At 43.1% G+C, this 18,909-nt stretch carries 17 protein-coding genes and 1 pseudogene; all 18 read left to right on the top strand.

Annotated features, from left to right (window positions below):
- The first annotated feature begins 8 nt into the window (after positions 1-8).
- The 18 genes and pseudogenes from ACO1XM_RS10165 to ACO1XM_RS10250 all read left to right on the top strand — a co-directional run bounded on the left by ACO1XM_RS10165 (position 9) and on the right by ACO1XM_RS10250 (position 18,901).
- Positions 9-3,227, top strand: a pseudogene (locus ACO1XM_RS10165) (efflux RND transporter permease subunit).
- A complete protein-coding gene (locus ACO1XM_RS10170) occupies positions 3,211-4,464 on the top strand; it encodes a TolC family protein (protein ID WP_486228502.1) in 1,254 nt (417 codons plus the stop codon). Before ACO1XM_RS10165 ends, ACO1XM_RS10170 begins: the two are co-directional and overlap by 17 nt.
- Positions 4,442-5,746: a heavy metal-binding domain-containing protein gene (locus tag ACO1XM_RS10175; protein ID WP_486228504.1), complete on the top strand. Its 1,305-nt coding sequence runs from the start codon at positions 4,442-4,444 to the stop codon at positions 5,744-5,746. The genes ACO1XM_RS10170 and ACO1XM_RS10175 overlap by 23 nt, the downstream gene beginning before the upstream one ends.
- Before the next feature lie 2 nt (positions 5,747-5,748).
- Positions 5,749-6,966 carry an efflux RND transporter periplasmic adaptor subunit gene (locus tag ACO1XM_RS10180; RefSeq protein WP_486228506.1) on the top strand — a complete coding sequence of 406 codons (1,218 nt, stop codon included), beginning with the start codon at positions 5,749-5,751 and terminating at the stop codon, positions 6,964-6,966.
- 170 nt (positions 6,967-7,136) lie between these two features.
- On the top strand, positions 7,137-7,769 hold the full coding sequence (locus tag ACO1XM_RS10185; protein WP_486228508.1) for a DUF3347 domain-containing protein: 633 nt from the start codon (positions 7,137-7,139) through the stop codon (positions 7,767-7,769).
- A gap of 17 nt (positions 7,770-7,786) precedes the next feature.
- Entirely contained in the window at positions 7,787-8,455 is a 669-nt protein-coding gene (locus ACO1XM_RS10190) for a class I SAM-dependent methyltransferase (RefSeq protein ID WP_486228510.1), read from the top strand.
- Positions 8,452-9,921: a multicopper oxidase family protein gene (locus ACO1XM_RS10195; protein ID WP_486228512.1), complete on the top strand. Its 1,470-nt coding sequence runs from the start codon at positions 8,452-8,454 to the stop codon at positions 9,919-9,921. The genes ACO1XM_RS10190 and ACO1XM_RS10195 overlap by 4 nt, the downstream gene beginning before the upstream one ends.
- 21 nt (positions 9,922-9,942) lie before the next feature.
- A complete protein-coding gene (locus ACO1XM_RS10200) occupies positions 9,943-10,452 on the top strand; it encodes a DUF3347 domain-containing protein (RefSeq protein WP_486228514.1) in 510 nt (169 codons plus the stop codon).
- A gap of 16 nt (positions 10,453-10,468) precedes the next feature.
- Positions 10,469-10,912, top strand: coding sequence for a YybH family protein (locus ACO1XM_RS10205; protein WP_486228516.1), 444 nt, complete (start codon positions 10,469-10,471; stop codon positions 10,910-10,912).
- A gap of 16 nt (positions 10,913-10,928) precedes the next feature.
- Positions 10,929-11,414, top strand: coding sequence for a hypothetical protein (locus ACO1XM_RS10210; protein ID WP_486228518.1), 486 nt, complete (start codon positions 10,929-10,931; stop codon positions 11,412-11,414).
- Positions 11,411-11,800 (top strand): DUF2147 domain-containing protein, encoded by a 390-nt coding sequence (locus tag ACO1XM_RS10215; RefSeq protein WP_486228520.1) that lies wholly within the window; start codon positions 11,411-11,413, stop codon positions 11,798-11,800. The genes ACO1XM_RS10210 and ACO1XM_RS10215 overlap by 4 nt, the downstream gene beginning before the upstream one ends.
- An 18-nt stretch (positions 11,801-11,818) precedes the next feature.
- Positions 11,819-13,084 (top strand): hypothetical protein, encoded by a 1,266-nt coding sequence (locus ACO1XM_RS10220; protein ID WP_486228522.1) that lies wholly within the window; start codon positions 11,819-11,821, stop codon positions 13,082-13,084.
- Between the two features lie 10 nt (positions 13,085-13,094).
- Positions 13,095-13,751: a DUF2231 domain-containing protein gene (locus ACO1XM_RS10225; RefSeq protein WP_486228524.1), complete on the top strand. Its 657-nt coding sequence runs from the start codon at positions 13,095-13,097 to the stop codon at positions 13,749-13,751.
- Positions 13,752-13,765: 14 nt separating this feature from the next.
- A complete protein-coding gene (locus ACO1XM_RS10230; RefSeq protein ID WP_486228526.1) occupies positions 13,766-14,533 on the top strand; it encodes a PepSY domain-containing protein in 768 nt (255 codons plus the stop codon).
- A gap of 15 nt (positions 14,534-14,548) precedes the next feature.
- Positions 14,549-15,406 (top strand): DUF2911 domain-containing protein, encoded by an 858-nt coding sequence (locus ACO1XM_RS10235; RefSeq protein ID WP_486228528.1) that lies wholly within the window; start codon positions 14,549-14,551, stop codon positions 15,404-15,406.
- Positions 15,407-15,410: 4 nt separating this feature from the next.
- Positions 15,411-16,004, top strand: coding sequence for a YceI family protein (locus ACO1XM_RS10240; protein ID WP_486228530.1), 594 nt, complete (start codon positions 15,411-15,413; stop codon positions 16,002-16,004).
- Between the two features lie 7 nt (positions 16,005-16,011).
- Positions 16,012-16,722 (top strand): acetolactate decarboxylase, encoded by a 711-nt coding sequence (locus ACO1XM_RS10245; RefSeq protein WP_486228532.1) that lies wholly within the window; start codon positions 16,012-16,014, stop codon positions 16,720-16,722.
- 10 nt (positions 16,723-16,732) lie between these two features.
- Positions 16,733-18,901: a copper-translocating P-type ATPase gene (locus ACO1XM_RS10250; protein WP_486228534.1), complete on the top strand. Its 2,169-nt coding sequence runs from the start codon at positions 16,733-16,735 to the stop codon at positions 18,899-18,901.
- Positions 18,902-18,909: the final 8 nt, after the last annotated feature.

An 18,909-nucleotide genomic window follows, 5' to 3' on the forward strand; every position in this document is an offset into this window, starting at 1 on the left:
TCTACATCATGATTGAAGGATTAATCTCATTCTCCCTTCGCAACCGCTTTCTCGTATTGTTGGTTGCCATTGGCTTGTTTGCCTGGGGAATTTATTCAGTGCGCGTCAATAAAATTGATGCTATTCCTGACTTGTCCGAAAACCAGGTGATTGTCTTCACCGAATGGATGGGACGCAGCCCCCAGATTATGGAAGACCAGATTACGTATCCGCTGGTCACCAATCTACAAGGTCTGCCACAGGTTAAATATGTACGCGGTTCATCCATGTTCGGGATGAGTTTTGTCTATGTGATTTTCAATGACGAAACCGATGTGTATTGGGCACGAGAGAGGGTGTTGGAAAGACTGAATTATGCTACCCGCTTGTTACCACAAGGAGTAACACCCACGCTTGGTCCAGATGGAACTGGCGTTGGCCATATACTATGGTACACACTAGATGCACCAGGTTTGGATTTAGGCGAACAACGCGCGCTACAAGATTGGTACATAAAATTCGGATTGCAGAATGTGCCGGGTGTCAGCGAGATAGCCTCCTTCGGTGGGTTTCAAAAACAATATCAGGTAACGCTCAATCCTAACAAACTCATCTACTACAATCTTTCAGTACCTGAGGTTATTCAGGCAGTGCGCAATAATAACAACGAAGCGGGTGGACGTAAATTCGAAATCAATGACATCGGTTACATCATCAAAACCACAGGCTACCTCAAGTCTGTAGAGGAGATTGAAAACATATCGCTCAAAACAGTTAACGCAACACCAATAAAAGTACGAGATGTAGCTACTGTACAAATGACAGGTGAAACACGTCTCGGTATTTTTGATGAAGATGGAGAGGGAGAGGTAGTTGGGGGCATTGTGGTTATGCGCTATGGCGAAAATGCCGATGAGGTGATTAAAGCAGTGAAGAAAAAGATGGACGAAGTGGCGAAAGGACTCCCAAACGGTATGAAGTTCAATATTGTGTATGATCGCAGTGAGCTAATTGAAGAATCAATTTCATCAATCAAAACCACACTCATTGAAGAAATGATTGTAGTGTCTTTGGTAGTTATCATCTTCTTATTCCATTGGCGGAGTGCTGCCAGCATCATCATCCAGATTCCCATTACAATTGCTACGAGTTTCATTCTGCTGAATGCTTTTGGCATTACCTCCAACATCATGTCCTTAACGGGTATCGCGTTGGCTATTGGTGTTATTGTAGATAATGGAATTATCATGGCCGAAAACTCCTACAAAAACCTATCGCATCGCTTTGCTGAACTGAACCCAGAAGAAAAGAAATAAGCTATGATTAAAAAATTATTTTCACGCAACTATAATAAAATTGATGAGCAGGAACGGCTTGACATAATAGAAAAGTCAAGCAAACAGGTTTCTCGCGGGGTGTTCTATTCAACCATTATCATCATTACATCTTTTCTTCCGGTATTCATGCTCACTGGCCAGGAGGGTAAATTATTCCATCCACTCGCCTATACCAAAACATTTATCATGTTAGTAGATGCGCTGCTGGTAGTAACATTGGCACCTGTTATCATTTCCTTTTTTATGAAAGGGAAGTTCGCAGATGAAAGTAAGAATCCCATTAACCGCTTTCTCGAAAGAATATACGAACCCATCATACGTGCCTGTATGAAATGGCGCAAGACAACGATTGGGATCAACATACTTGCCTTGTTGGTAAGTGTTCCGCTGTTGATGAGCCTCGGTTCAGAATTCATGCCTCCTTTGGATGAGCAATCCATATTGTTCATGCCTGTAACATTACCCGATGTTTCAAATGAAGAAGCTAAACGAATTCTTCAGGTGCAGGATAAGATTATCAAATCCGTGCCTGAAGTTGACAAGGTTCTGGGCAAAGCAGGGCGTGCCAGCACTGCGACTGATAACTCACCCATCAGCATGATCGAAACCATTATCATGCTTAAGCCAAAATCAGAATGGCGTGAGGGTATAACCAAAAAGGATATTGTTAATGAGCTTGATGCCAAGATGCAAATACCAGGGGTTGTAAACGGCTGGACACAGCCTATCATCAATCGCATTAATATGCTCGCTACGGGCATTCGTACCGATGTAGGAGTGAAGGTATACGGCCAAAATCTTGACAGCATCTATGTTTTATCAGAGCGAGTAAAAACTGCGTTAGAAGGAATTCCAGGAGTAAAAGATTTATATGTTGATCCTATAACAGGCGGAAAGTACTTGACGATTGACGTTAATCGCGAAGCACTTGGTCGTTACGGATTAAGCGTGAACGATGTAAACATGATTGTAGAATCTGCCATTGGCGGTTCTCCCATCGGCCAAACTATTGAGGGTCGCCAACGATTTTCCATTAGCGTAAGACTTGCGCAAGATTATCGAAACAGCATTGAGCAATTCAATAGAATACCTATTAAAACGCCTGCTTTAGGAACCATTCCACTTTCTTCTGTTGCTACCCTAAAATTTGAAAATGGCCCACCGATGATTACCTCCGAAAACGCCATGCTTCGCGGGGCTGTGCTTTTTAATGTACGTGACCGTGATTTGGGCAGCACAGTGAAGGAGGCTGTTGAAACCCTAAATTCAAAAATGGGGACTATGCCAAATGGCTACTATGTAGAATGGAGTGGTCAATATGAAAACCTGATTCGGGGGCAACAAACATTAATGATGATTTTACCCATCGTGCTACTTATCATTTTTGTTTCGCTTTACCTCGCCTTCAAATCCATTCGCGAGGCATTCTTCAGTTTGATTACCGTGCCCTTTGCTTTGATTGGTGGAGCTTATATGGTTTACTTCTACGGTGTGAATTTGTCTGTGGCCGTGGCCGTTGGGTTCATTGCCCTATTTGGTATTGCAGTGGAGACAGGTGTGGTGATGGTGATCTATCTAAACGATGCTATGCAACAATTGGTGAAACTTCGGGGTAACTCTAGCGAAACCATTTCAATGGAAGAATTGAAGGAGTATGTAATTGCTGGTGCCGCAAAGCGCCTTCGTCCAAAAATAATGACCGTATGCGTGGCCTTGTTTGGCCTGGTGCCTGTACTATGGGCAACGGGTGTGGGCAGTGATGTAATGCAACCCATCGTGTTACCCATGATTGGCGGTGTGCTCACATCCTCTACCCACATTTTGCTCGTAACCCCACTCATCTTTTTGATGACTAAAGAATATGAACTCAGAAAATTCGGAAAAATGGAAGTCTATGAAGTCCATCACTAAAATAGCAAAACTGTTTACAGGGCTCTGTTTCGGGTTAGTCACCACGGGCAATGCTCAGGTGATTAGCCTGGACAGTGTATTGCGTACCATCGACCTACGCAACCCCATGCTCCAGGAGTATGACAACAAGGTGAAAGCATTAAACACGTACACGGAAGGTGCAAAAAGTTGGATGGCACCAATGGTAGGTGCGGGTACGTTTATGACACCTTATCCAGGCCAGTTGTTAATGGACGAACGTGATAAAGGCTCGGTGATGATTTCTTTTGAACAAGACATCCCTAACCCGGCCAAATTGAATGCAAACAAAAACTATTTCGCATCGCGGGCTTCGGTGGAAGAACAGGGTCGGGCAAAGCAATTCAACATGCTTAGGTCAGAAGCAAAATCGCTCTACTACCAATGGATAGTCTCCGAAAAGAAAATGAGTATCCTAAAGGAGAATGAGCGCATCATGGAATTAATGGTAAAGATTTCGCGAATCCGCTATCCATATAACCAAGGAAGTTTGGGAAACATCTATAAAGCAGAAGGTCGCTTATATGAAGTGAAGAACATGCAAACCATGACACTTGGTGAGATTGAGGAAAAGCGTTTTCGGTTGAAAGGACTCATGAGTATACCACATGATACTCCCATCCAAGTAGATACGGCTACCCAAATTTCATTTAACGCTGATCAGATTATGTATGATACTGCTGCGCTTGGTAATCAACGAAGTGATGTAATGCAAATCAATAAAACGATTGACGCCATGAGGTTCAATCAAAAGGTGCAACAATCACAAGCGAAGCCTGATTTTAAAATTCGCTTCGATCACATGCAACCATTGGGCAACATGCCAACGCAGTTCACGGCAATGGCAATGGTATCTATACCCATTGCTCCGTGGTCATCCAAAATGTATAAGTCGGAAACACGCGGAATGCAATATGACATCGAAGCGATGAAGCGCGGTCGTGAGGCCATATTGATTGAGGCACAAGGAATGTTAGCTGGCATGGCCGCACAATTGAACAGGATGCAGGAACAGTTGACTAATTACAATACTAAGATCATACCGGCACTTCGAAGGAACTATGAAACCCTGATGCTTGCCTACGAAGAAAACCGTGAACAACTGCCTATTGTAATCGATGCTTGGGAGGCGTTGAACATGGCGCAGATGCAATACCTTGAAAAAATGGAAGAGTACTATAACATGATAGTAGCCTATGAAAAAGAACTTGAGAAATAGATTGACAGTTATCATTTGTCAATTGTCAATTATGTTGCTGTTGCTTGCGACAGCCTGTTCAAGTGATAAGCAAGCAGAGAATGCAGATACTTACATCTGCCCTATGCACCCGACAGTAGTGTCTGACAGACCAAGCACATGCCCTGTGTGTGGTATGGATTTGGTGCGTAAAGCAAGACCTGGCGAAGAGGTAGAGATAACCGAAGACCTGGCGCGTTTAATAAAATCGCCCAACGAAGTGGTTGTAGCATCTATCAAAACAGTGAAAGCTGAGTATAAGTCAGTGGCAGCCACTGTACAGGCACAGGGTGTTGTTACCTACGACACACGCTACGTGTATAACATTCCGGCACGTATCGGTGGCCGGTTAGAGAAAGTCTATTTGAAGTATCCGTTTCAATCTGTTCGAAAAGGTCAAAAAGTTGCTGACATCTATAGTCCCGAACTGCTGACTGCACAACGTGAGCTTCTGTACCTGACGGAAAACGATAAAAACAATGAAGAATTGATTCGATCAGCCAAGAACAAGTTGCTTCTATTGGGAGCTTCCGAAAATCAAGTGAATGAAATTATTGCCAGAAAAGAAGCGGTATATACGTTCTCCATTTTCAGTGGCTATGATGGTTATGTAATCAGTATAAATCAACAGGCGCCAGCAATAAGCACGGCATCTACCTCAGCAGTATCGTCAATGGGCGGGGGCATGGGCGATGCTGGTATGGGCTCCACTCCACAGGCTACAGCGCCATCCAGCCCACAGCTTAATGGTGACTTGATTCGGGAAGGCAGCTATGTAACCACAGGTCAGGTTTTGTTTAATGTTGTCAATACATCAGCCCTTCGTGTAGAACTTAACATAGCTATCTCGAAGGCAGGCTCTGTAAAATCGGGCGACAAAATTTTGCTTGATATGGGTCATGACAAAATCGAAGAAGCAAAAGTGGATTTTGTTCAGCCATTCTTTTCGGACGGTGAGGACTTTGTAAAAGTGAGAGTGTATGTACGAAATACCGAAGAACTAAGCATCGGTCAGTTGGTTTCAGCCACACTACAATTTCAAACCAGTGAAACCTTGTGGTTGCCAAAAGAAGCCATACTTGATATGGGTATGGAAAAAATTGCCTTTGTAAAAGAGCGGGGGGTGTTTAAGCCAAAGAAAATCATTACAGGCATTCGCACCAATGATTTAATCGAAGTGAAGCAGGGGCTTGCTTCATCAGATGAAGTAGCAGTAAATGCACAGTATATGATAGACAGTGAAAGTTTTATAAAATCGAAATAGCCATGACAAAGATTGGAGTATATATTTTTTTGACTGGCGCTATTCTCTCTGCTTGTACGAGCGAGAAAAAAGAAGACCACAAAAATCATACTGTCGCGGAGGAAAGTACTGAAACAAAATACACCTGCCCAATGCATCCTAACGTAGTGCAAGAGGGGCCAGGGTCATGCCCGGTATGCGGCATGGACTTAGTTCCAATGACGTCCAGTACCGGAGATGATAATAGTTTGATGTTAACCGAAAGTCAGATAAAACTTGCCAACATCACCACACAAAAAGTGTCTGTTAAGCCCATTGGTCAAACGTTAGTCGTAAATGCCACCCTTAAAGTAGATGAAGATAAGACAACCATTGCCAGCAGCCGCACAACAGGTAGAATCGAAAAGCTTTTTATCAAAGAGACTGGCCGTGTAATAAAGCAAGGTGAACCACTTTATGAGATTTACAGCGAAACCTTACTGACTCTTCAGCGAGAATACCTTTTGGCCTTAGAACAATATGAAACACTCGGCAAAGTGGAAAAGCGTTACGAAGGTTTCTTAAAAGCAGCCGAAAGCAAGCTCTTTCTTTACGGTCTCACTAAGAAACAGGTGGAACAACTGACAACAACCAAATCCGTGCAGCAACGCATCACGTTTCTTGCACCAACAAGTGGAGTCGTGGAAGAGATTGCTGTGGCCGAAGGTCAGTATGTAAATGAAGGTGACCGACTCTACCGTATTGAGAACTTTACTTCTTTGTGGCTTGAAGCGGAACTCTATCCAAACGAAACACGCTTCATTAAAATTGGTGACAAAATCAGTATTCGTGTTAGTGGATTTGAATCAGAATCAATAATAGCAACAGTAAATTTCTTGAGTCCAGAGTACAATGCAAATTCACAAATCACAGTAATGCGTGCTTCTTTGAGTAATTCAGATTTACACTTCAAACCAGGTATGCAGGCACAGGTACTCTTCACGCACTCATCTCGTAAAGCACTAACCATTCCGGTGGACGCCATTATACGAGACGCTAATGGAACACATGTATATGTACAATCCGAACAAAACACCTTCGTGCCGCGAATGGTAAAAATTGGTGTGGAGAATTTTGAGCAAGTGGAAATCACATTTGGTCTTGAGGAAAATGAAATTGTTGCCGTTAGTGGTGCATACTTGCTGTATTCAGAATTGATTTTAAAAAAAGGCACAGACCCGATGGCTGGTCATACGCATTAGATAATAATATGAAGGAGTGTTGTAAACCAGCATATGAAAATAGACCTAACCGCATTGCCAAATGGGCGAGGCGTGGCATTTATTTCATCATTTCCGTCATTATCCTTATCACCGCTCTAAGTCAATTTAAATTTTTAAACCTTAATTAATCATTTAACAAACCAACAACTATGAAAACAAATTCAATTCTCACTTCACTTCTATTTGCTGCTGGTTCATTTATCTTAATCAATTGCGGCAGTAAAAAAGAATCAGCCGATGCACACAATCACGATGCGCATGAACACCAAGACAGCACACAACACGTATCCAGCACATCAAACTATGCAGAAGCAGCCGAACCAACGTTTACAGTAGATGTCGCTTTTCAGCAGCAATTAGCTGGCGTGTTTACATCCTATATCACACTAAAGGAAGCCCTAGTTTCATCTGATGTTAACAAGATAAAAGTAGAAGCAGGTACTACACTAGCCACTATTGGTAAGGTTGATATGAAATTACTGACCGGTGCTGCACATAACGACTGGATGAACTTCGTAAACGGACTTAACGCATCACTACAGTCTATTCAGGCAACAGATGACATTGAAGTTCAGCGAGAAGGATTTAGCGCACTCTCTGATAATCTGTACAAGAGCATTAAGGCGTACGGTTTAGGTGGCACTAATGCCTATTATGAGTTTTGCCCGATGGCGTTCAACAACCAGGGTGCGTTTTGGTTGAGTAATGACGACAAAATCCGCAACCCGTATTTTGGTGACAAAATGCTTACGTGTGGAGAAGTGAAAGAAAAGTTGAAGTAACATTAAAACAACCTGGTATGCCCGATAGTAAAAACTATATACCTGCTCTCAAGTATGATTGGCTGACTCGAATTTACGATCCTGTACTTCAACTAACCATGCCGGAACGAAAGTTTAAAAACGCATTGATCAACCAGATGAATCTTCAAGCAAATGATAAAGTGCTTGACTTTGGCTGCGGATCGTTAACACTATCCATTATGGCTGCTCTAAAACATACCCGTTCAGAGTTTTATGGTGTAGACATCGATGAGAAAATTCTCTCAATAGCAAAGAAGAAAGTAACGGGAGCCGGACTAACCATTGAAGCGAAACTTTACGATGGAGGTAGGCTACCCTACCCTGATAACTTTTTTGATAAAGTTATGTCAAGCCTAGTTTTTCATCACCTCACCTTAATACAAAAATACAGTGCCTTGAAAGAGATTTTTCGAGTACTTAAACCTTCAGGCACAGTGAACATTGCAGATTTTGCCAAGCCCGCTAATGTATTGCAGCGAACTGGCTTTTATACAATTCAGCTTTTAGATGGTTTCGAGACTACGCAAGACAGTGTAAAAAATGTATTGCCTGCTACTCTTCGCGAAACAGGCTTTCCAAAAGTAGACGAAGTAGGAGTATTCAAAACAATGGTGGGTACTGTACGAATTTTCAGTGCACAAAAACCCAATCAATCTATTCTATGAAAAGAAGAGAATTCATCAAACAGACCGGACTTTCAGTCGTGACAGCATGGGCGGGTTCATCGTTATTACTTAGTGCCTGCCATACCGAAGAAGATATGATGGGTGAGGCTAACTGGATTGTCGAAGGTAGTTTTACTCAACCCTTATTCAAACCAGTAGCTGTAGAAGGTAATACACAATTAATTGTGCAGACAACAACTGGACAGATACTTAATGGTTCTTCTTCCTCCATCCTCTCTTATCGAAATGGCTTGTTGGGTAACACCATAAAAGCTACACGTGGCGAAACAGTGAGCGTTCAGGTGCAAAACAATTTGGGAGAAGAGACGAATATTCATTGGCATGGATTGATTGTGCCAGAGGATATGGATGGCCACCCAAAGGATTTGATTGCAGCAGGTGGTTCATTCACCTATGCCCTTCCCATTAATCAACGTGCTGGAACGTATTGGTATCATCCACATCCACACGAAGCTACTGCACGGCAAGTGTTCATGGGGTTGGCCGGAATGTTTATTGTGACGGACAGTGAAGAAGCTGCACTCAATCTTCCGACTGGCGATTTTGAAATTCCTCTTATTATTCAGGATAAACGTTTCTCTGGTTCTTCCCTTGATTATTCACCAAGTCAAGATGAAATCATGACAGGGTATTTGGGTGAACAAATAATTGTTAATGGAATTCATGCGCCATATACAAATGTAGCAAAGGGTTGGCACCGATTAAGGGTGCTAAATGGGTCAACTGCTCGTGTCTTTAACCTTGCCCTTTCTAACGGAATGTCTTTCCATGTGATTGGTGCCGATGGAGGATTGCTTACTAGACCTGAAAGTGTAAACACTCTCATGCTGGCACCTGGAGAACGTGCCGATGTGTTGATTGATTTTTCGGGGTTAGCACTCGGTCAATCGGTATACCTGCTGAGTAAAAAGTTCAGTCAATATAATGCACAAGGCAGACAACAATACAACATTATGAAGTTTGTGGTGAAGCAAGCGACTGTACCAGCATTTACTCTTCCTACAAATCTTTCAACAATAACCGACATTCCTATTGCCTCGGCAGTTACAACCCGCACATTCGATATTGCTGCGCTGGTCGGTGGCATGGGAGGGCATGGAGGTATGGGCAGGCATTCCATCGGAGGCAAAACTTTTGAGATGGATAGAATTGATGAAACTGTTCAGGCCAACACGACAGAGATATGGGAATTCGATAACCGGATGGGTGATGAAATTCACCCCATGCACGTACATGGCGTACAATTTCAAATATTGGAACGGACGGGTGGCAGAGGAAATCTGATCGCGACTGAAAAGGGCTGGAAAGATACAGTACTGTTAATGCCAGGAGAAAAGGTTCGTGTAATTATGACCTTTCCCGCTTACACCGGAGTCTTTGTTTTTCATTGTCATAACCTGGAACATGAGGATGATGGTATGATGCTGAATTTTGAAATCATTTAAAACAACTTAAACAATACAACTATGAAAACTAAAATGATAACACTCGCACTTGTACTAGGCTGTACAATGGCTTTCGCACAACACGACCATGCTGGTCACGATCAGAGCAAAGCACAAACAACAACAGCAACTTTCAAGGATGCTAAACTCGGTACTGCATACACACTGTATTTAAAAGTGAAAGATGCTTTGGTGGCCTCCAATGCCGATGAGGCAAAAAAAGCAGCTGGCGAACTTCAGAAGTCACTAAGAGACGTTAAAGGCTCTAATGACGCACTCGCAGCAACAACAAAGCTGGCAAGTACAAATGCTATAGACGAACAGCGTCAGATATTTAGTACGGTAAGTAACGAAATGGCCACACTGGTTAAAGGCGGTCAACTCTCGACAGGTGCATTGTATTTAGAATACTGCCCAATGGCCAATGGTAACGAAGGCGCTTACTGGCTATCAAACGAAAAGCAGATCAAGAATCCCTACTTCGGTGATAAGATGTTAAAGTGCGGCAGTGTGAAGGAAACGATTCAATAACCGTAAAGAATCAACTATGAGAAAGCTATTTGTATCACTTGTCTTGCTTTTGTTTTCTGGATTCGTCTTCGCGCAGACCGATGAGCAAAAAGTAAAAGAAGTTTTATCATCTTATAAAAACGCTCTTGAAAAATTGGATGTAAAAGGGACAGACGTGTTGTTTGTCGCCAACAGCCAGATTATTGAATCCGGAAAAGTAGAGGGCACGTATCAGGATTATCTCGCCCATCATATCGGCCCTGAGTTAGGCGACTTTGCGTCCTTCAAATTTGATCCTTACAGTGTGACTGTAACAGTTACTGGTGATTATGCTTTTGCCGTGGAGATCTATAACTACACGATTGTGTTGAAAAAGGACAACTCCGAAATCAAACGAAAAGGTGTGGCTTCGTCCTTTCTGAAAAAAGAAAATGGCGTGTGGAAAATTGTGCACATGCACAACTCATCGCGCAAACCGTAACCATTACTAAAAGTAAATGAAGGCTAAACCAGACAAACAGAAGGCAACGAACAGTAAACGCCAGAAGGAAAAAAGGATAAACACTCTTCTCAATTCTCTTGGCGCGGTGGCATTAGCCTTTCCTTTAACCTGGGCAGTGGTTGCCATTTATAACTATGAGAAAGAAGATACTGAGATAAAAAAGGGTTATGAAGCATCGCTGCCAGATACTGATGAACTGATTGAACCCAACAAGGTTTGTATGTCTACCGATGCATTTATGGACGGGAATATACAAATGGTGGTGCCCAATCTGGGTGGCACATACTATGCTTGTAGTCATCAATGCATAGCAGCCCTTCAGTCAAACGAAGGCGAACGCTATGCCATTGACCCCATCAGCAAAAAGCGTATCAACAAGGCAACGGCCTTTATCTGCCTGCACCCCGACAAATCCGGCAAGGTGTGCTACTTCGAATCGAAGGAGAATCACCTTGCATTTATTAAACTCTACACACCATGATAAAGTATTTTTTAATTGCCTTAATAACGACTGCTTCTTTCGACCTTTTCGCTCAAAGTGGTGAAGCGATAGTTGGTGAGTGGCTCACCCAAAACGGTGAAGCCCGTCTAACGATTTACACAGAGCAGGGAAAATACTTTGGAAAAATCATTTGGATAAAAGATAGTAAGCAATCTGCGCAACTAAACACGCTAATTCTTACAGATTTTGTTTTCGATGCAAAAGAACAGGAATGGAACAACGGCACCGTGTTTGAGCCACGGCATGGCCACAAGTCATCAGGTTATCTCATATTGAAAGATGCGAACACTCTTAAGGTAACAGGCTATAAAGGTCTTCGGTGGATTAGCGATTCAGAGATTTGGACACGAGTAAAGCCAAAGTAGTGTAACGAACCAGCATACATGATGGAAACACAAAAACTTTTCAATAGCATTATTCGCCAATACAAAGACGACCCCGCTTCGGTCTATAACACGTGGTTTGTTGGGAATGAAGAACGATTGAAAGCCTTTCGTGCCATCAGGCGGGGCGTGTTGCAGGTGATTGATGATATTAAAAATGAAAAGTTTGGAAATGACTTCAAGGGCTCTTCCCTTGAGTTTGTACTCACAGCCATCACTGAACAAAAGCAGGTGTTCGAAGGCGCTGCGCATCCTTTTTATTGGAAACCAAAAATGCGCATACCGGATATTTATGAGAACCAACAAAACAAGAGAGCATTCGGACAATTTTTGGAAAACTGCTTATATGCAACTAAAGAGGAGCAACTCATCCGGGAAATTATCAAACTCGATGAACTAAAAATAAAAGGACTTGGCCCGGCTGTTGCCAGCATTCTTTATTTCCTGCATCCCACCATCATTCCACCTTTTAACACTGCTATCGTGAACGGTTTCAATTACCTGTTTCGCGATAATAAGAAACTGGGAAGTTGGCCTGAGTACCTGAAAATGCGCGAGGTTATTATGAAAGCCAATGCTGAAAACAAGGCGCAGTTGTCAAACGACCTCGGAGCAATAGCTGGATTGTTGTTCGAAATCGGTTCTAAGAATATCATCATCGAAGGGCAGGTGTTGTTGGAAGAGGAGAAGGCCAAACTGTTGAAGCAATACGATAAGCGCCATAAAGAAGTATTAAGCGAAAAGCATGAAAAAGACCTGCATACCGAAATGCAGTATCACCTGCTGAAGGTAGGTAAAGCATTGGGTTACGATGCCATCGCTGCCGCCAACGATAGAGGAAAATGTTATGGAGAAGTAAACTTCTCGTTCATCAGTCTCAATGAATTTCCGAAACTTCCTCTGGACAAGGAAACGCTTGGCACGGTTCAACTTATAGACGTTATCTGGTTTGAAAAAAGTACCAACAAACCTGTTTGTGCGTTTGAAGTAGAAAAGAGCACGTCTATCTATTCAGGCATCCTGCGGTTGAGCGACTTGGCCTTCTCGTTCACTAATCATCAAACTTCGTTATTTATTATCCTGCCTAATAGTAGGGAAAAGGAAGTGGTGATTCAATTGAATCGACCTTCCATTAAGAACTCCAACATTCAAATAAAATACATTTTGTTCTCCGACTTACGCGAGCATTGTGATGCCCTCTGCAAGTTTGGTGATAGTCATCACATTTTAGAAAAGATTGCTAAGACTGTAAACCACCACACCTAACCAATTACCTATGAAAACCATCCTTTTAAGTACCGTAATTCTGTTGCTGTCATTGTCAGTTGCACTGGCACATGGCGGCAAGAAGCACAAAAAAGACTCTGTTAAAACAGCCGACTCCATAGCTATGGCAAAGCAACATGTTGTCGGAGACACGGTTCATCATCATGACGAGGGCATGGCGCACGATGAAAAGAAAGTAACAGCCGACCTTGAAGACTTCCCGTCCATTCACCCGCTGATCGTTCATTTCGCCATTGCTCTTATCATTATAGCAGCGGCTATTCAGTTGGTGAATGTTTTCATGATGAAGCGCGAAATCTCTTGGATTGTTACCGGTATTCTCTTTGCCGGAGTTTTAACCGCCTGGTTGGCAAGTAAAAATTTTCATCCGCATACACACGGCATAAGCGAACACGCCAAGTTGGTCTTGGAACAACATGATCTTTGGGCGGATTGGACAATCAACCTCGGAATAATTGCATTCATTCTTCAAGCTCTTAATCTCTTTTTGTTCTCTGGAAAGCGATGGGCGTTAGCGGTTGTGGCTTTGGTAATGGCTAGCTCAGCCTACTGCGTTGCACATGCTGGTCATTATGGTGCACAGCTTGTACACATTGAAGGTATAGGACCACAAGGCAAGTTTTTGGAAATGGAGCATCATCATTAAACCTCAACATATTTATGATCAAAAATAAAAATCTGTTCATCCGCAGAATTCACCGTTACCTTGGTTTATTCATTGGCATTCAGTTCCTGGGCTGGACAATCAGCGGACTTTTTTTTAGCTGGAGCGACATTGACAGTGTACATGGCGATCACCTGCGAAAATCACCTGCGTTTCTTTCTGCTAATGTTTCGACAGTAGCGCCCACTGACGCCATTAACAAACTCAAGCAAGCACAAACCGTTGATTCAATTCACTCCATTCACCTCATTCGCGTTCTCGACAAACCCGTTTACCAGATTGCCTATTTCTCCGGCCATGTGGGTGCGGGAATGCATCATCACCTTCATTATGCTCTGGCCGATGCGGCCACAGGTGAACTGAAACAAGCATTGACTAAAGAGGAAGGAATTGCTGTAGCCAAAGAACAAGTGGTGCAGGGTGCAGAAGTGAGCGAAGTGAGCGAAGTGGAATACTTACAGCAGACCGATGGTCATCACGAATACCGCGAGAAGCCATTACCTGCCTGGGCAGTAAGTTTCAAGAACCCTGATTGCACTGTATATGTAAGTGCAGAGTTAGGAACGTTTCAATCTATTCGTCACGACCAATGGCGCGCATTTGATTTTCTTTGGATGTTCCACACGATGGATTATGCTGGACGTGACAACTTTAATAACTGGTTATTAAAGATACTTTCGGTATTCGGTCTACTTACGGTGCTGTCAGGCTTTGTATTGTACACCATTTCATCACGCACGCTTAAAAAGATTTTTGCTAAATAAATTTAACTAACCAACATGAAAAGAATTATCATAGTGCTCACGATTGCAATTCTACATTCCGCTACAGTGAATGCTCAGCTTAATATCCCACCGGTCAGTCCGGATGCCGAGTTTAAGCAGCAGATTGGTTTTGGAGAAGTAGAGATAAAATATTCCCGCCCCAGCGCACGAGGCAGAGTAATCTTTGGTGGTCTTGAACCGTACGGTCAGATGTGGCGAACCGGTGCGCATGATGCCACCACCATTCGATTTTCGGAAGCTGTAAAATTGAACGGCAACGACATTCCTGCTGGCACCTATTCTCTCTTCACCATTCCCAATCAAAATGAGTGGACAATCATAATCAACAAGATTGCTGAAATGCATGGCACCTCCGATTATGCGCAAGAGCAAGACCTCGTTCGTTTTGCAGTCAAGCCGGAAAAATCTGCTCGCTATTATGAGACCTTCACCATTGAAGTAAATGATCTTTCAAAAGACGAAGCCGGATTGTTTCTATTATGGGAGAACACCCAGGTGAAGATCACCATCAAAATGAATGTGGACGAAAAGGTGATGGCTGAAATCAATGATCGGATCAATGTAAAGAAAGAAGATCGTGCAAGTCTTTTCTATCAATCGAGCGCCTACTATTTCAACAACAACAAGGATTTGAAGCAGGCTTATGCCTGGGTGCAAGTGGCTAACAGTAAAGCGCAGGATGCCTCATATCTACAACTGCAAGCTAAGATTGAAGCCGCTATGAATGATTATGCATCGGCTTTGAAAACGTTGAAAGCATCTACTGACTTGGCAGTAACCAAAAAACTTGATCAGATTATTGCGGCAAACGAAAAACTGAGCGCTGAATGGGCAACTAAATCTAAAAAGTAGAACGATGAAATTTGTATTGATTACCCTGATTACCGCTGTGTCATTTGCTTCGGTGGCGCAAAAAAATGTTGCTGAAAAGATTGATATTGACCTGATGCAAAGCAAACTGGAGTGGACAGGTAAAAAATTAGGCGGAGAACATTATGGTAACATACAACTGTCTTCCGGTCACCTTACGTTTAGTAAAAACAAATTGGTAGGTGGTACTTTTGAAATGGACATGGCCAGCATTAACTGTGTTGATATTACAGATGCGAAATCAAACAAGCGGTTGGTGGATCATTTGAAGTCGGAAGACTTCTTTTCCGTGGAACGTTTTCCAAAGTCAACATTTATAATTACCAAAGCAGAGTCCAAATCAGCAACCGAATACCTGGTAACCGGAGATCTCACTATAAAAGGAAAGGCAAATCCGATTACGTTTACAGCAAAGATCAATACGATGAGTAATCAAACTATTGCCGAAGCTACATTGGTGTTTGACCGAAGTAAGTATGACGTGAAGTTTGGTTCACAATCGTTCTTCGAAAACCTGGGCGACAAGCTTGTCTACGATGATGTGGATATGACTGTAAAGTTGGTATTACTTACTAAGTAGCAATATGATGAGTGCTAGTTCAAGAACTCTTTGGGCATCTGTGTTATTTTTCTTCTGGAGCAATGCATCAGCTCAAGAAGTGGTAAGCAATGTAAAGGTTGTGGGCGCTATGAAAGAAGTCATGTGGAAAGGCAAGCTTTCAGGCACGATTGATCTTGATACCTTATCGAACAAACAACATTTATTCGGACTTGGGCCGGTTGAGTATTTAGCAGGGGAAATCTTGATTATTGATGGAAAGGCTTATAGATCAACGGTGCTAACCGACTCCACTATGAACGTAGAAGAAACCTATGCGATAAAAGCCCCATTTTTTGCGTACGCAAATATTATGAACTGGACACAAGTAATGCTACCCGACAGTATTCAGTCAACTCAACAGTTGGAGCAATTTCTTGAGCGCACTACCAAAAAACAAAACCGTCCATTTCTGTTCCGATTTACAGGGGAGATTGAACAAGCTACCATCCATGTCGTCAATCTGCCAAAAGGATCAACGGTAACTTCTCCGGACGAGGCTCACCAGGGGCAAAGGAATTTTGTATTAGCACACCAGCTTGTTGAGATAGTAGGATTCTTTTCAACAGCGCATAAAGGCATTTTCACACACCACGATACTTACCTACACATGCACCTGATCACATCCGACAGACAAAAGATGGGACACCTGGATGAGGTACGATTTAAAAAAGGAACGATAATGATAAGCCATCCATAATATAAAGTACATGGAACATCAACACGGAAATCAGCAGTTTGCTTGCCCTATGCATCCGGAAGTAGTGAAGGACGCACCCGGCAAATGTCCGAAATGCGGAATGGACTTGGTTCCGCTTTCAAATTCAAAAGAGGAACATGTGGATCATCAACATCATGTACAACATGAAAGTGAACACGCACATCCGCACATGAAGGTTGAAAAGCATTCGCAGCATGAGCATCAACACTCGGGTCATTCAGGCCACGGCCACCATGCCGGAATGATTGACGACTACAAAAGACGATTCTATATCGTCTTGTCGCTGACCCTACCTATCGTGGCACTTTCACCTATGATTCAACATTGGTTGGGGGTAGATTGGATGTTTACCGGGTCTTCGAATGTACTCATGTTGCTTTCGTCCATCGTTTACTTCTATGGCGGATGGCCATTTCTCAACGGCTTAAAGGATGAAGTGAAATCAAAATCGCTGGGCATGATGACACTGGTAGCGGTCGCGATTACGGTTGCCTATGTATATAGCGTGGCCATCGTCATGGGTTTACCCGGCATGGATTTTTTCTGGGAGTTGGCCACGTTAATTCTCATCATGCTGTTGGGGCACTGGATCGAAATGAAATCCATTATGAGTGCATCGCGTGAATTGGAACTGTTGGTGCAGCTTATGCCCTCGGAAGCGCACCTCATTCATGACGAGCACATCACGGAAGTGAAAACAGAAGACCTGAAAACAGGGGATATTATTCTCATTAAACCGGGTGAAAAAATTGCTGCTGATGGAATCATCACTGAGGGTAATAGCTACCTGAATGAATCCATGCTCACAGGCGAATCAAAGCCAGTAGAGAAATCAAAAGGCGATAAAGTAATTGCTGGATCTATCAACGGTAACGGATCACTTAGAGTAGAGGTATCGCATGGAAGTAAAGACTCTTATCTCGCACAGGTAATTAAGTTGGTACAGGATGCACAACAAAGTCAATCCAAAACGCAACTGCTGGCTGATAAAGCAGCGGGTTGGCTTACCATCATTGCATTGGTATCGGGTGCGTTAACGTTTATTGTCTGGCTGAGTCTAGGCAAAGATTTAGCCTTCGCGATGGAACGTATGGTTACGGTAATTGTAATTTGCTGTCCTCACGCGTTGGGCCTGGCTGTTCCGTTGGTTGTTGCGCGCTCAACTGCCATTAGTGCTCAGAGTGGGTTATTAATCAAAAACAGAACGGCCTTTGAGAATTCCAGAAAGATTACAGTCTTGGTATTTGATAAGACCGGTACGCTGACACTTGGTAAATTTAGTGTGGTGAGGTTTGACTCATTAAGTGAATCTTACAATAGTGATGAGGTATTGGCTATCGCGGCAGCACTCGAACAAAACTCCGAACATCCTATTGCAACCGGTATTGTGGAAAAAGCGAAGGAACTCAAACTTTCGTTGCCTGCCATTTCCGACTTTAATGCGATAACTGGAAAAGGCATACGGGCCAACTGGAGTGGAAAACAGGTTAGGGTAGTAAGCCCCGGTTACCTGAAAGAGCATGATATGAACATTCAGCCACCGGCATCCTCCGAAGCCGAAACTGTTGTATATATAGTGATTGAAAATCGGGTCGCTGGAGTGATTGCTCTGGCTGACGAAATTAGAAAAGAATCTCCGGAAGCCATTAAAATACTTCGTGCCAACGGTATCAAAACGTTTTTGCTCACGGGTGACAACAAAGAGGTGGCCAGAAAAGTAAGCGAATCGCTGGGCATGGACGGCTTTATGGCCGAAGTACTTCCACATCAAAAGCTGGAAAAGATTAAAGAGCTTCAGGAGAAAGGTGAATTTGTAGCTATGACGGGTGATGGAGTAAACGATGCGCCCGCACTTGCGCAAGCCAATATTGGCATTGCCGTAGGCTCTGGTTCCGACATTGCTGCCGAAACGGCTGGTATTGTGTTGGTGAACAGCAACCCCAAAGATGTGGTGAATCTTATTTTGTTTGGAAAAACTACCTACAAGAAAATGATTCAAAATCTTATTTGGGCAACTGGCTACAACGTGATTGCCTTACCACTGGCCGCAGGTGTTTTATATAACTTTGGAGTCATGCTCAGTCCTGCAATGGGTGCCGTGTTAATGAGCGTGAGTACGGTAGTAGTTGCTATCAATGCGCGGATGTTGAAGGTGTAGTCCTGCCT

The sequence above is a fragment of the Chryseotalea sp. genome, from assembly GCF_057350905.1.